Below are 13,499 nucleotides of genomic sequence, written 5' to 3' on the forward strand. Positions count from 1 at the left end.
ACCCGGTGCTCGGACAGGTGCGCGAGCACCGCGTGATTCGCCTCCCAGCCGTCAGGGAACTTGAGCGTCACGCCCAGATGCACCGGCTCCGTCGAAGGATGCTCGTCCAGGAGGTCAGCCACTCCCGCACGGCAGACCACGATGCACGCGTGCCGATGGCGCGACGCCAGAACGCACAGACGCCCCGTCTCCAAGTGGAACGCCGTCGCGTCGGGCCGCCCCGACAGCGGATGGAGGACCACCGTGACGTCGAACTCACGGCCCTGGAGCCGGTTGGCGGTGTCCACCGCGACGCCCGTCACCCCCAGCTCCGCGAGGGCCGCCCGTACCGCCGCCGCCTGGTCGCGGTGCGCCGTGCCGACCGCGATCCGGTCGGCGGTGAGCGGGACCGGGTCGGGGGACTGCTCGCTGAGCGCCGCGCCGCCGCGGTCCAGGAGGCGGCGGACCGTCTGCGCCACCGCCCTGACCGCCTCCGGGTCGGTGCGCGGGGTGTGGCGGGCCGGGAGTTCCAGCAGGGCCCAGCCGGACTCCGCCGCCTCGTCGAGTGCCCGGTCGGGCGCCGTGCCGTCGGAAGGGACGCCGAAGGACAGGCGCCGGTCGCCGTGGTCCGTACCGCTGCGGAAGGGCGTGTACGGGTAGAACGCGCCGGAGACCAGGGGCGCGGCGGAGGCCGGCAGCCGCCAGGAGACCGGCAGGCGGTGCTGGGGGAGCTCAGGGTTGTGGGCGAGGAGGGTGGAGACGGCGCTTGCCGAGGGGTCGTAACTCAGGCCCGCCCACTGCTCGGCCCCCACCACCGAGAACGGGTCGAGCTGGCCCGGGTCGCCCACGAACAGCGCCCGTTCGAAGAGGCCCGCCACGGCGAGGAGCGCGTCGGAGCGCATCTGGTAGGCCTCGTCGACGATCGCGTGCTGCCAGGGGTCCACGTTCTTGACGTGCGCCCATTTCGCCGCCGTGGAGATGACGATGTCCAGGCCGGTGAGCTCGCCGGCCTTGGCGGACTTGCGGACGTTCGGGAGGTCGTCGAGCGCCTTGTCGTACGGGTCGGGGTCGCTGCTGTGGAGCCGGCCCACGGGGAGGTCGGGGTCCTTCCCGGCGAGACGGAGGACCAGGTCGTCGACCTGTGCGTTCGTCTGGGCGATCACCATCAACGGGCGTCCAGCGGCGGCCAGTTCGCGGGCCGCGCGGACGACGAGGGTGGATTTTCCCGCGCCCGGCGGGGAGTCGACCACCACGCCACGGGCCGACGAGTGCATCGTCGATTCGAGGATCGCCTGCGTGGCGCGGGCGGCTTCGGCGCCGGGGTCGAAGGTCACAGGACATCCTCCGAGGTCACGGGGTCAGGGGCTTCGGCTGTGGACTCGGCGGCCGGTCCAGGCGGGCCGCCGTGGGTCCACGGGGTGTCCTCCTGGGCCGGCAGCTCGGGGCCGCCGCGCGAGGAGTGCTCGAAGAGCGTCCAGCAGATCCGGTCGCCCTTCTCGGGGACCGTTCCCGGCGCGGGGTCCTTGGACCGGCCCATGCCGTTGACCAGCCGCAGCACGAGGGTGCCGTCGTCCTCGTACCGTACGAACTCGGCGCTCTGCGGCTTGCCTTCGAGGGAGCGGTGGACCTTGGCGCGCTCGGCGAGATGCGGGGCGTCATCAGTGCGGAAGGCGATCAGGGGGCGGGGCGAGGGGCGCTTGGACTCGCTCCAGGCCATGGTGACGTCGACGACCTCGCCCGCGAAGGCCTCGCCCGCGAGGCGGCGGCCCGCCATGACGAGCGGGTCGTCGAGGGCCTCCTGCGCTTCGAGCTGGGCCTGCGCGGTCTCCCGCGACGCCAGCTTCCGGGCGGCCGTGACGGCGTCGTCGCGGCGCGGCTGCGGGGGCTCGCCCGCGCGCACCCGGTCGCGGTGGCCGGTGAAGGACCAGCGGTCGCGGGTCCAGCGGTCCATGGCGCGGGTGCCCTCGGGGAGGGTGCGGAGCTGATCGATGCCGCGCCAGACGGCGTCCCAGGTGGGGCGCATCACGGCTTCGAGGACGGTACGGATCTGCCGCTCGGCGGCGGCGAGTTCGGCGAGGTGGGCGTCGGCGGCGAGGCCGTCCTCGGCGGTGGCCAGCGCCTGGCGGGCCCGGTCGTGGCGCTCGATGGCGGGGGCCAGGAGCTTGTTGTCGAAGGCGGGGTCGGTGGCGGGGCCCGCGGGCGGGCAGCTGAGCTGGCCCTTGGGGTCGCGGTCGACCTCGGCCCGGAGCGCGGCCCCGGCTCCCCGCTCCCCGTCCGGCGGGTCGATCCAGGCGAGCAGGGCGCCCAGGTGCTGGTCCTCGAGGGTGGACTGGCCCGTCGCCCAGTGGCGGTTGAGGAGATCGGTGGTGGCGAGGAGGAGCGAGGAGCCGGGGACGCGGGCCCGCTCGCCGTAATGCGTCAGCCAGCGGCCGAGCAGGGGGACGCGCGGGGGTGCCGGGTACGGGGTCTCGGGGTCCTCCTCGGCGGTGCGGCGGAAGCGCATGGAGCGGCCGAGGAGGCGGACGAAGTCGATGCCGGCCCGGCTGGGGACGATCAACTGGGGCGCGTCCGCACAGAGTTCGACCTCGACCTTGGCCTTTTTGCCGGTCTCCGGGTCGAGCTCGTTGCGCTCGGCGGTCTCGACGGTGTCGGCGTAGGTCTCGATGTACGGGAGTACGCACTCGGCGAGCTGGGCCAGGAACGCGAAGCGGAGGTCCCGGTCGCGGGGCTGGGTGACGGTGAGCAGGCGGGGGTGGTCGCGGTCCGTGCCGACGAGGGCGCCGAGGGGGGCGCCGGCCTCACCTGCGGTGGTGAGGGGGACGAGGACGAGGGGGTGGTCGGAGAGGTGCCGGTGGCGGACCGTGGCACTGGGCTGCGCCCGGCCGGTCTCGACGGCTTCCAGCCGGGCGAGCGTACTGATCAGCGACACGCCGTGGCCTCCTCCGCGGCCTGCGGCCACTTGTCCTCAATCGCCGGACGGGCTGGAAATGCCCACCTGGGCTTGTTTGCGCGCGCACAAGAAAGCTGATGCCGGGCAAAAACAAGCCCGTCCGGCGATTGAGGACCGGGGGTCCGGGGGCAGCGCCCCCAGGGCGGGGTCAGCATGCGGCACCACCGAGCGCCTCCGACCGCAGCGCCGCCGCCCTGCGCAGGGCGGACACCGTGGGGTCCGCGGGGTCGCCCGCCTCGCCCCGCGCAGCGGCCAGCACCGCGTCCACCGTCCGCAGCCCGCCCAGCTCCCCCCGGACACTCCTGCCCAGCGCCTCCACCGCCCCCGCCGCGCGCGAGCGGTCCCTGCAGTGGAATGCCAGCTCGCACGCTGCCAGGCACTCCGGGGCGTACGCCGCCTCGACCTGTGCCACCGCCGCCGTCAGGTCCTCCCTCGGCAGTTCCGGGTCGAACGTCGTCCCCTCGGGCAGCGCATCCGCGATGTCCTCGATCCGGGTCAGCCGGGTCAACTGGCGCCGGGTCACCGACAGCTGCTTGCGTACGTCGACGACCGACGCCGTCGGGAGGTTGGAGAAGTCCTTCGGGCAGACCAGCAGGACCCGGTCATGGACCGACGCTCCCGCTGTACGCGCGGCCACCCGCTCCAGCGCCAGTACGTACACCGCGGACTGGCGCGCCGCCGCCCCCACCTTCGCCGCGTCCGCCGAGGCGTCGATCATCGGGAAGGACTTGATCTCGACCACCGTCCAGCGGCCGTCGGGGGCCACCACCACCGCGTCGGGCTCCAGAAAGGCGGGCGATCCGGCGACCTCCAGGGCGAGCATCGGATGGTCCATGAGCGTCCAGCCGCCGGACTCCGTCGCCTCGCGCAGCGCCAGTGCCGTGCGGGCGGCGCGGCCCTCCGGTCCTGCCGCCGAGAGGTCGGGGGTGCGGACGTCCACCGGTTCCGGCCGGTCCGGGTCGCCCATCCGTCCGTACAGCAGGCGCATCAGCTCCGCGCCGCCGTCCGCCTTGACCTTCGCCTCGAAGGCGTTGCCCCGCATGAAGGCGAACTGGGACTGGCCGAAGGCGGCGGGCGAGCCGAGCGCCTGCGCCAGCACGGCCTTGTCGACCCCGGCGCCGTCGAGCAGCGCCCGGCGTCTGCATCCGGGGTTGGCCGCGAGCGCGGCCAGGGCGCGGGCGTCCAGCGGCTGGGGCGCGACCGCGGGGCCGCGCAGCTCAGCGAGCCGCTGTCGAAGTGCCGTCGTCGGCGGCGGTGGCGGCTGAATCTGGGGAGACGGCTGGATCTGCGGAGGAGGTCCGCTGGCCGGGGATGCGCTCACCCGCGGAAGTCTTGCATCCGGCACTGACAATCGGGGACGGAGCGGCAGTTGTGGTGGACGAGAAGCGTGTTCGCAGACGGTCCGTGAGGCGCAGCGCGGGCTTCGCGAGGAGGTAGCCGACGCCCATCACGGCCGCTCCGGCCAGCGCGTCGAAGAAGTAGTGGTTGGCCGTGCCCATCACCACGAAGGTGATGGTCAGGGGGTAGAGCACCGCGACGACGCGGGCCAGCGGCTTCCGTCCGTAACGCCAGAGCATCACCCCGCACCACAGCGCCCAGCCGACGTGCAGGCTCGGCATCGCGGCGAACTGGTTCGTCATGCCGCCCATGCCGCGCGGCGCGCTCGCCTCGCTGCCCCACCAGCCGTACGAACTGAACTGGGCCATCGTGTCGACGAACCCCTCGCCCGCGGCGAGCAGCCGCGGCGGACAGGTCGGCAGCAGGGTGAAGCCGATCAGGCCGAGCAGCGTGGAGGCCATGAGCCAGGTGCGGGCCAGGCGGTACTGGACGGGGCGGCGGCGGAAGAGCCAGACCAGGACGGCCGGGGTGACCAGGTAGTGCAGCGAGGCGTAGATGAAATCGGCGGGTATGCCCACGGCCGGGGTGTGCGTGAGGAACCGGTTCAGCGGGTGTTCGAGATTGAGATGGAGGAACTTCTCGGCCCTGAGTATTTCCAGGCCGTGCTCGATCGCGTCGTCCGCATCGCCCCTGCCCAGCAGGCGGCCGGCCGAGTAGGCGGAGTAGACCACGGCTATCAGCAGTATTTCGGTCCACCAGCGGGGCCGGGTACGGGGCTCGCTGTACGGCATCCGAACGGTCTCCATCGTGTGTGCAAACGAGGGCAGACGCCCGACGTTCAAATGTACGGCTTGGGTGAACGGGAGCGGCTGCCGCCCTGTCGACCTCTCTGACGCCGATACGGGCGCCGAGGTTGCTCCCGTGCCACGTACGGGATGATGGAACAAGAACAACAGGTATGCAGAGCGAAGAGTAGGGAGTGGAGCCGTCGTGGCACCGCGCATGCTGCTGGCCCGGCACGGGCAGACCGAGTGGTCGCTCTCGGGCAGGCACACCGGCAGGACGGACATCCCCCTCCTGGAGGAGGGCCGCCGGGGCGCGAAGCTCCTCGGCGAGCGGCTGCACCGGGAGCCGTGGGACGGACTACCGGACACCGATGTGCTCACCAGCCCGCTCGTCCGCGCCAGTGAGACCTGCGCACTGGCCGGGTTCGGGGAGCGCGCCACGACGTGGGACGCGCTCATGGAGTGGCACTACGGGGCGTACGAGGGCATGACCCCGGCCGAGATCCAGGCGGTCAGGCCGGGCTGGTTCATCTGGCGCGACGGGGTCCCCGAGGGCGAGTCGGTCGCCGACGTCACCGCCCGCGCCGACGAGGTGATCGAGCGGATCCGCTCCGGCGGCCGCGATGTGCTGGTCTTCGCGCACGGCCACATCCTGCGGGCGCTCGGTGCGCGCTGGCTCGGGTACGACCTGGAGTTCGGCGCCCGCGTCCGGCTGGCCCCGACCTCGCTGTCGGTGCTCGGGTGGGCGTACGGCGCCCCGGCGGTCGAGCGCTGGAACGACACCGGGCACCTGGAGCAGTACTAGCCGCAAGAGTTTCCCCGCCGCTACGCCGCGTGGCGCTCCAGGAAGTCCGAGACACCCGCCGCTCTGCGGTACGGGAGCAGCGTCCGCGCCGTCCCCGCCAGCATCGTCCGGATCCGCTCCGACCTGACCTGGTCCCCGTCGAGCAGATCGAGCACCTGGTGGCCGGCGGCGGCCGCCCGGTCGGGGGCGCCCGCCCTGGCCAGGTCGTCCGCCAGCTCCGCCCGGTAGAGGGCGAGGTTGCGTGCGAAGTGCGGGTCCTGGAGCGATGCGGCGCGGTACGCATGGCGGGCCGCCCGGGTCCAGTCGCCCAGCGACGACCAGCACTGCGCCTCCAGCATCTCCAGCTCCGCCTCGACGAAGAAGCTCATCCACTCCGGGTCGGCGTCCGAAGGGCCGTGCGCGAAGAGGGACTTGGCGCCGCCGATCGCCTCCGTACAGCCCGTACGGTCGCCGAGTCCGGCCCAGCCGCCCGCCTCCCGCAGGTTCAGCAGCGAGAGCAGCCGCGGCGACGACAGATGCTTTGCCGCCCGCTGCCCCGCCTGCGCGGCCCGGACCGCCTCGCGCGGGCGTCCGGTGTCCCGTGCGAGGAAGGCCATGTTGCAGAAGGCGTGCGCCTCCAGGGCCGGGTCGCCGGAGACCCGGGCGGTGGCGAGGGCTTCCGCGTAGTGCGAGCGCGCATCGTCGAAGCGTCCCGAGTCGTGCGCCAGCCAGCCGACGGAGATGGCCAGTTCGCCCGCCCCCGCGTGCAGCCGGTCGGCCGCCTGCCGGCGGGCGGACCCCGCGTCGAGCAGTGCGTATGCCGTGCGCAGGGGCTGCTCGGCGCGCCGGTAGAGCCCGTCGGCGCCGTACCGGTCGTCGAGCAGCCGGATCTGCCGTACGGCCGCCTCGACCGCACGCACCTCGGTCTCGCCGACGCGGTGGTGCGTGGCGTCGGGCGCGGCGGGGCCGAGCCCCAGTGAGACGGCTGCCATCGCGGCGGTACCGCTCGTCATGAATGCGCGACGCAGCACGTCGCTCTCCTCGTGGTTCTGCACCGGGTGGTGCTGGACTGCGTGGTTCGGGGGTCTGCGGCTCGTGGGGTGCGGCAGGGGCGCGTCGTCCGCGTCGCGCGACCCTCGTCCGCGCACTGTCTCCCTGTCCGAGAACCCCAGATCGGTGAGGGTCAAACCGGGAAACATGTGCAGGAACACCCGCTCGTAGGCGTAGTTGGGGCAGCGGATCTCGCCGGCCTCCACCCGCCCGATGTAGCGGGCGTCGCACGCCACCTGCTCGCCGATCTCCCGCGCGGCCCTGCGGACGACCGCGGCGAACTCGCCGGGAGAGCGTGCTCCCCTCAGCCGTCTGAAAGCGGAGTTGTGTACTGGCCGTGCTGCCCGTGACGTCGCCATGGCTGAGCCCTCTCCGGCGGATGGTGCTGCCGGGAACGTACCGGCTGTGTCCGGCCACTCACACCGTGTATGCCTACAAACGGGATATCTCACCCATGATCTGCCATGAACTGCCATCCTTTACGGCGGCGTGGTGCCGTAGCCCTTGACGTCTTGGCGCGTTGAACCTTGCGGAGACCGCCACGGACGTGGAGGGGTTGCCTTGTTGGAGGCCGGTATGGAGATCAGCGGTTCAGTGACGCAGGCCACGACTGCTCAGCACAGGCTCCACCAGGAGGCGAGCGCGCCACCGACACCGGACGGCTGCGACCTGGTGACGGTGCCGGCCAGGCAGGGGCTGGAGGCCGTGGACATCCTGCGCCGCGCGGCCGCGCCGGCCGAGGTGGGACCCGTACTGCACGACGGAGCCTGCGACACCCTCGGCTTCCTGGTCCCGCCGGGGACGGCGGCCGGCTGGGACATGCCGGGCAGTGCGTGTACGGAGACGAACGGGCGGGGGCTGCGGATTCCCGCGGAGCCGCCGGTGAGGGGCGGGGCGTGGTTGCTGCCGCCCGCGGAGGATGCGCCGGTCACGGATCCGACGGTGCTGAGGGCTGCGCTGGGTGAGGCGGCGCGGTTGATCGAGGCTGCGGACGGGTGCCGGTAGCTGCGGGTGGTCGTGGGGGCAAGCGACCTTCGGCCGCTCTGTCCTCAATCTCCCCCAAGCTCTTATGGAGCAGGGGGGACCCCCTTGACGGGCTTGATCTGCCCATACTGGTGGTGTGGCCAAGAATAAGCGTGTGGGGCGGGCGGCTCCCGAATCCGTCGTCGAGCCTGTTGACGGTGGGCTTGCCGAGCTCATACCCGATCGGGACCGTCCCCGTGCCTGGACCCTCCTCCTGGACGGTGCCCCGCAGTCCCACGTCGACCTGGACGATCCGCGCCACCTCGACTTCGAGTACCAGCGCCGCCTCGGTCATGTCGCCGACCTCGTCGCGCCCCTGCCGCAGCCCCTCCAGGTCCTCCACCTCGGCGGCGGCGCCTTCACTCTCGCCCGGTACGTCGCCGCGACCCGTCCGCGCTCCACCCAGCAGGTCGTCGAGATCGACGCACCCCTGGTCCAACTGGTGCGCAAGGAGCTCCCGTTGGACCCCGGTGCCCGGATCCGCGTCCGGTCCGGCGATGCCCGTGCGGGCCTTGCCAAGATCCCGGACGGCTGGGCCGATCTGATCATCGCCGATGTGTTCAGCGGCGCCCGCACGCCGGCGCATCTGACCTCCGCCGAGTTCCTCGCCGACGTACGACGGGTCCTGAAGCCCGCCGGGTGGTACGCGGCCAATCTCGCCGACGGTCCGCCGCTCACGCATCTGCGCGGGCAGATCGCCACCGCCGCCGCGGTCTTCCCCGAACTGGCCCTGGCCGCCGACCCGACCGTGCTGCGCGGACGCCGCTTCGGCAACGCCGTCCTGGTCGCCTCGGCCCTGCCGCTGCCGGTCGCCGAACTGACCCGCCGTATCGCGGGTGATCCGCACCCCGGAAGGGTCGAACACGGCCGCGCGCTCGCCGACTTCACCGGTGGCGCGGCCGCTGTCACGGACGCGAGCGCGGCCCCGTCGCCCGCGCCGCCGCCCGGCGTCTTCCGCTGACCGAGAAGAAGGGCGTCAGGGGCTGGTGATCTCCACCGTCGGTGCGTGGTCGTTCCAGGTGCAGAACACCGAGGTCGACTGGGCGTCCTTGGTGAAGGTCACCCGGATCCAGGTGGCCGTCTTCCAGACCTGGAACTTCCAGCCGGACGCGGGCGTCGCCGAGACCAGTTCGGCCGAGGCCGCCCCGATGTCGTACACGACCCGGCCGCCGTTGACCGGATAGCTCTTGACCTCACCGGACGCCGACCGGGACGCGGGCGGCGCGGCGGACGAGGAGCGGCTCGCCGGCTTCGATGCGCCCGGGCCGTTGCTCGCGCCCCCCGAAGGCCGGGCGGCCGGGGACTTCGACGCTTTGGGGGTGCCGCTCCCGCCGGACTCCGCCTTGTTCAGCGACGGGGCCCCGCCCTCGGGGCGCTGCGTCGACGAGCCCAGTGCGTTCGCGCCGACGGGCAGTGCGCGCGGCGGGTCGTACACCGTCCCCGACATCACCGTCCGCACCCCCCACCACGACAGCGTGACCGCTGCACCGGTGGCGAGCGTCCAGGCCAGGCTGTGTATGAGTCCGCGTCGCATCCGGCCCATCCTGCACCACGCGCACCGCTGCTGTCCTGCGAGGCTGGAGGATGCCCGGGGGTCCCCCGGATGGCGTACGGTGCCGCCCATGGCAAGTGTGCTCGTGGTCGAGGACGACCAGTTCGTACGCTCAGCCCTCATCCGGCACCTGACCGACGCCTCCCACACCGTACGGAGCGTCGGCACGGCCCTGGAGGCGCTGCGCGAGGTGGCCCATATCCGTTTCGACGTGGTCATCCTCGACCTCGGACTGCCCGATCTGGACGGGTCCGAGGCGCTGAAGATGCTGCGCGGGATCACCGATGTACCCGTGATCATCGCCACAGCGCGGGACGACGAGGCGGAGATCGTCCGGCTGCTCAACGACGGCGCCGACGACTATCTGACCAAGCCCTTCTCGGTGGAGCACCTCTCCGCCCGGATGTCCGCAGTGCTGCGCCGCTCGCGCGCGATGGCCGGCGCCGAGCCGCCGTCCCGGGTGATCCAGGTGGGCGGGCTCTCCATCGATCCGCTGCGCCGTCAGGCCCAGCTGGACGGGGAGCGACTCGACCTGACCCGGCGCGAGTTCGACCTGCTCACGTTTCTCGCGGGGCGCCCCGGCGTCGTCGTACCGCGCAAGGAGCTCCTCGCCGAGGTGTGGCAGCAGTCGTACGGCGACGACCAGACCATTGACGTCCATCTGTCCTGGTTGCGGCGGAAATTGGGTGAGACCGCCGCCAAGCCCCGTTATCTGCACACCCTGCGCGGGGTCGGAGTGAAGCTGGAGCCACCGCGATGAGGTGGGCGCTGGTCAAGGTGTGCCTGGCGGTCACGGCGATGGTCGTGATCGCCTTCGCCGTGCCGCTCGCCCTCGTCATCAAGGAGATGGCCAGCGACCGGGCGTTCTCCAACGCCGAGCGCCAGGCGGCCGCGCTCGGCCCCACGCTCTCCATCACCACCGACCAGCTCGCCCTGGACAAGGCCGTCGCCATCACCTCGGCGGGCGCCGACGGCCGGATCGCGCTGCACATCCCGGCCTCGGGCGAGCCGGGCTCCAAGGGGTTCGACCTCGGCACCGGGCGGGCCACGGCCAAGGACATCGAGGCCGCGCGCAAGCAGTCCGTCATCGCCTCGGTGAAGGGCGGGTCCGCCCTGCTCCAGCCGACCGCGCTGCCCACCGGCAAGATCGCGGTCATCGAGGTGTACGTGCCCGAGGGCGAGGTCTCCAACGGCGTCGGCACCTCCTGGCTGGTCCTCGCGGGCGTCGGGCTCGCGCTGGTCGTCGGCTCGGTCGCGGTCGCCGACCGTCTTGGCGTACGGATGGTGCAGCCGGCCCAGCGGCTCGCGGGCGCGGCCCAGGACCTGGGTGAGGGGAAGCTCGGGGCGCGCGTCCCGGAGGAGGGCCCCACCGAACTGCGTTCGGCCGCCGTCGCCTTCAACTCCATGGCCGATCAGGTCGTACAACTCCTCGCCAATGAGCGGGAGTTGGCGGCAGATCTCTCGCACCGGCTGCGTACACCCCTCACCGTCCTGCGCCTCAACGCCGCGTCCCTGGGCGAGGGGCCCGCCGCCGAGCAGACCCGGGCGGCCGTCGAGCAGCTGGAGCGTGAGGTCGACACGATCATCCGCACCGCACGCGAGGCCAAACCGCAGACCCAGCCCGCCGGTTCGGGTGCGGGCTGCGACGCCTCGGAGGTGATCCGCGCGCGGATGGACTTCTGGTCGGCGCTCGCGGAGGACGAGGGGCGCGAGGTGCGGCTCGCGGGCGTGGACCGTCCGGTACGCATCCCGGTCGCCCGCGCCGAACTGGCCGCCGCCCTCGATGCGTTGCTCGGCAATGTCTTCCGGCACACCGGCGAGGGCACGGCCTTCTCCGTGGACGTCCACAACGGAGACGACGCGGTGATCGTGCTCGTCTCGGACGCGGGCGGCGGGATCTCCGACCCGGCCGCGGCCCTGACGCGCGGCAACAGCGGGCGGCAGGCCGGTTCGACGGGCCTCGGCCTGGACATCGTCCGCCGGGTCGCGGAGTCCACCGGCGGCGACGTACGCATCGGCCGCTCGGTGCTCGGCGGGACCGAGGTCCGCATCTGGATCGCGCTCGACGGAGGGCGCGCGGCGGGCGGCGGACGGGGGCACCGGGTGCGGGGGAAGAGGCGCGGGTCGTCACGCAGGGGTGTCGGGGTCTGACCACTGTGGTACAGACCTTAAGACCGTCCGGCATATGGGGGGCGGCGTCGCGGGTCTGGGCACGCACATCTGCGGCGTTGTCGTCAATCGCCATGTTCCCCAAGCTCTCAACTCCGTTCGAGCAGGGGAGGCCCCATTCGCCATGACTCAATCCTCCGCCTTGCAGCTGCACGCACCCAGACCCGCTCCTTCTCCCACCCCCCATTTGCCGGACGGTCTTAATCGCTCCCTTTGGCTTCCTTAAGCCCGCCCTAAGAAGTGCAACGACCGCACCAAACGGATCATTTGTCCGTTTCGGAGCGGCTAGCGTGCTGCCGCACCCACCCCCCCATTTCCCCCACTTCCGTAATGCAGAGGCAGGCACGCGATGAGCACGACCACGCACCGGCGCAGAGTGAACGGCAAGACCAAGGTCATAGGTGCTGTCGTTGCCGCGGCCGTGGCCGGCGGCGCCGCGTTCGCGCTGACGGGTACGGCGCAGGCCGCCTCCGTCGGTGCCGTGTACACCAAGACCAGTGACTGGAACGGTGGTTACACCGGCCAGTACGTCATCACCAATGACACCGACAAGGCGCTGACGGACTGGACGCTGGAGTTCGACCTGCCGGCCGGCACCAAGCTCAGCTCCCTCTGGAACGCCGAGTCCACCGTCAGCGGCCAGCACGTCAAGGTCACCGCGGCCGGCTGGGACAAGGCCGGGATCGCGGCCGGCAAGTCCCTCACGGTCGGCTTCGTGACCTCGGCGAGCGGTACGGCGGCCGACCCGACCGCGTGTCTCATCGACGGCGCCAAGTGCTCGGTCGACACCGGCGGTACGCCGGCCCCCACCGGCCGCCCGACCGAGACCGCGAAGCCCACCCCCACGGCCACCGCGTCCTCGAAGCCGACCGCCACGGCGAGTGCGACGCCGACGGCCGCCCCCTCGGAGACGGCGACCACGGGAACCGGCACCGGCACCGGGACCTCCGCCTCGGCGGGCTTCGCCCCGTACATCGACACCTCGCTCTACCCGACGTACGACCTGGTGAACACGGCCACCAAGACCGGGGTGAAGGAGTTCAACCTGGCCTTCATCACCTCGGGCGGCGGCTGCACCCCGATGTGGGGCGGCGTCAGCGCGCTCGGCGACGACAAGGTCGCCTCGCAGATCGAGGCGCTGCGCGCCAAGGGCGGCGACGTCCGGGTCTCCTTCGGCGGCGCCTCGGGCACCGAGCTGGCCTCCGCCTGCTCCTCCGCCTCGGACCTGGCAGCCGCGTACGGCAAGGTCATCGACCAGTTCAAGCTCACCAAGGTCGACTTCGACATCGAGGGCGGCACGCTCTCCGACACGGCGGCCAACACCCGCCGCGCGCAGGCCATCGCGCAGCTCCAGAAGGCGCACTCCGGCCTGGACGTCTCGTACACGCTGCCCGTCATGCCCGAGGGCCTGACCCAGGACGGCGTGAACCTGGTCGCCAACGCCAAGACCAACGGGGTCTCCGTCGACGCCGTCAACATCATGGCGATGGACTACGGCGGCTCGTACAGCGGTGACATGGGTACGTACGCCGAGCAGGCAGCGACCGCCACCCAGGCCCAGATCAAGGGCGTGCTCGGCCTGTCCGACGCGGCCGCCTGGAACGCCGTCGCCGTCACCCCGATGATCGGCGTCAACGACGTCGCCGCGGAGATCTTCAAGGTCGACGACGCGACACAGCTCGCCGCATGGGCGAAGACCAAGGGCCTGGGCCGGCTCGCGATGTGGTCGGGCGCCCGGGACCAGGCATGTGAGGGCGGCGCGAAGAACTACGCCGACCCGACCTGCTCCTCGATCGTCCAGGACCCGCTGGCCTTCACCAAGGCGCTCGGCGCGTACACGAAGTAACCCCTTCTGCCCCACCCCCTGCG

Annotated in this window: 12 protein-coding genes; 6 read left to right on the forward strand and 6 right to left on the reverse strand. The window is 72.3% G+C overall.

Annotation, left to right across the window (positions count from 1 at the left end; translation table 11 throughout):
• The 4 genes from J0695_RS26015 to J0695_RS26030 form a co-directional block, all read right to left on the reverse strand.
• Nucleotides 1–1,313 (reverse strand): AAA family ATPase (locus tag J0695_RS26015; protein ID WP_307798758.1); only part of this gene is annotated, 1,313 nt, incomplete at its 3' end.
• Nucleotides 1,310–2,908: a hypothetical protein gene (locus tag J0695_RS26020; RefSeq protein WP_206965860.1), complete on the reverse strand. Its 1,599-nt coding sequence runs from the start codon at nucleotides 2,906–2,908 to the stop codon at nucleotides 1,310–1,312. The genes J0695_RS26015 and J0695_RS26020, both read right to left, overlap by 4 nt.
• A 169-nt stretch (nucleotides 2,909–3,077) precedes the next feature.
• On the reverse strand, nucleotides 3,078–4,250 hold the full coding sequence (locus J0695_RS26025; protein WP_206965861.1) for a hypothetical protein: 1,173 nt from the start codon (nucleotides 4,248–4,250) through the stop codon (nucleotides 3,078–3,080).
• The gene (locus tag J0695_RS26030) at nucleotides 4,147–5,058 is read right to left on the reverse strand and encodes a phosphatase PAP2 family protein (protein WP_242553193.1); all 912 of its coding nucleotides are present in this window, start codon (nucleotides 5,056–5,058) and stop codon (nucleotides 4,147–4,149) included. Before J0695_RS26030 ends, J0695_RS26025 begins: the two co-directional genes overlap by 104 nt.
• A gap of 199 nt (nucleotides 5,059–5,257) precedes the next feature.
• On the opposite strand from J0695_RS26030, the gene J0695_RS26035 reads away from it, so the two are divergent.
• Nucleotides 5,258–5,857: a histidine phosphatase family protein gene (locus J0695_RS26035; RefSeq protein WP_206965865.1), complete on the forward strand. Its 600-nt coding sequence runs from the start codon at nucleotides 5,258–5,260 to the stop codon at nucleotides 5,855–5,857.
• Between the two features lie 20 nt (nucleotides 5,858–5,877).
• Here the strand turns inward: J0695_RS26035 and J0695_RS26040 are convergent, their stop codons facing one another.
• Entirely contained in the window at nucleotides 5,878–7,245 is a 1,368-nt protein-coding gene (locus J0695_RS26040; protein WP_206965866.1) for an NsdA family TPR-like regulatory protein, read from the reverse strand.
• A 217-nt stretch (nucleotides 7,246–7,462) separates the two neighbouring features.
• On the opposite strand from J0695_RS26040, the gene J0695_RS26045 reads away from it, so the two are divergent.
• Nucleotides 7,463–7,891: a hypothetical protein gene (locus J0695_RS26045; RefSeq protein WP_206965867.1), complete on the forward strand. Its 429-nt coding sequence runs from the start codon at nucleotides 7,463–7,465 to the stop codon at nucleotides 7,889–7,891.
• A gap of 115 nt (nucleotides 7,892–8,006) precedes the next feature.
• Nucleotides 8,007–8,870 (forward strand): spermidine synthase, encoded by an 864-nt coding sequence (locus J0695_RS26050; RefSeq protein ID WP_206965868.1) that lies wholly within the window; start codon nucleotides 8,007–8,009, stop codon nucleotides 8,868–8,870.
• Nucleotides 8,871–8,885: 15 nt separating this feature from the next.
• On the opposite strand, the gene J0695_RS26055 is transcribed toward J0695_RS26050, so the two are convergent.
• Nucleotides 8,886–9,452, reverse strand: a complete 567-nt coding sequence (locus J0695_RS26055) for a hypothetical protein (RefSeq protein WP_372445826.1) — start codon at nucleotides 9,450–9,452, stop codon at nucleotides 8,886–8,888.
• Nucleotides 9,453–9,531: 79 nt separating this feature from the next.
• On the opposite strand from J0695_RS26055, the gene J0695_RS26060 reads away from it, so the two are divergent.
• From J0695_RS26060 to J0695_RS26070, 3 genes are all read left to right on the forward strand, one after another.
• The gene (locus tag J0695_RS26060) at nucleotides 9,532–10,221 is read left to right on the forward strand and encodes a response regulator transcription factor (protein WP_206965873.1); all 690 of its coding nucleotides are present in this window, start codon (nucleotides 9,532–9,534) and stop codon (nucleotides 10,219–10,221) included.
• On the forward strand, nucleotides 10,218–11,612 hold the full coding sequence (locus tag J0695_RS26065) for a HAMP domain-containing sensor histidine kinase (RefSeq protein WP_206965875.1): 1,395 nt from the start codon (nucleotides 10,218–10,220) through the stop codon (nucleotides 11,610–11,612). Before J0695_RS26060 ends, J0695_RS26065 begins: the two co-directional genes overlap by 4 nt.
• Nucleotides 11,613–11,979: 367 nt before the next feature.
• On the forward strand, nucleotides 11,980–13,476 hold the full coding sequence (locus tag J0695_RS26070; protein ID WP_206965877.1) for a cellulose binding domain-containing protein: 1,497 nt from the start codon (nucleotides 11,980–11,982) through the stop codon (nucleotides 13,474–13,476).
• Nucleotides 13,477–13,499 lie beyond the last annotated feature (23 nt).

The sequence above is a fragment of the Streptomyces beijiangensis genome, from assembly GCF_017315755.1.
In the GTDB taxonomy this organism is placed as follows: domain Bacteria; phylum Actinomycetota; class Actinomycetes; order Streptomycetales; family Streptomycetaceae; genus Streptomyces; species Streptomyces beijiangensis.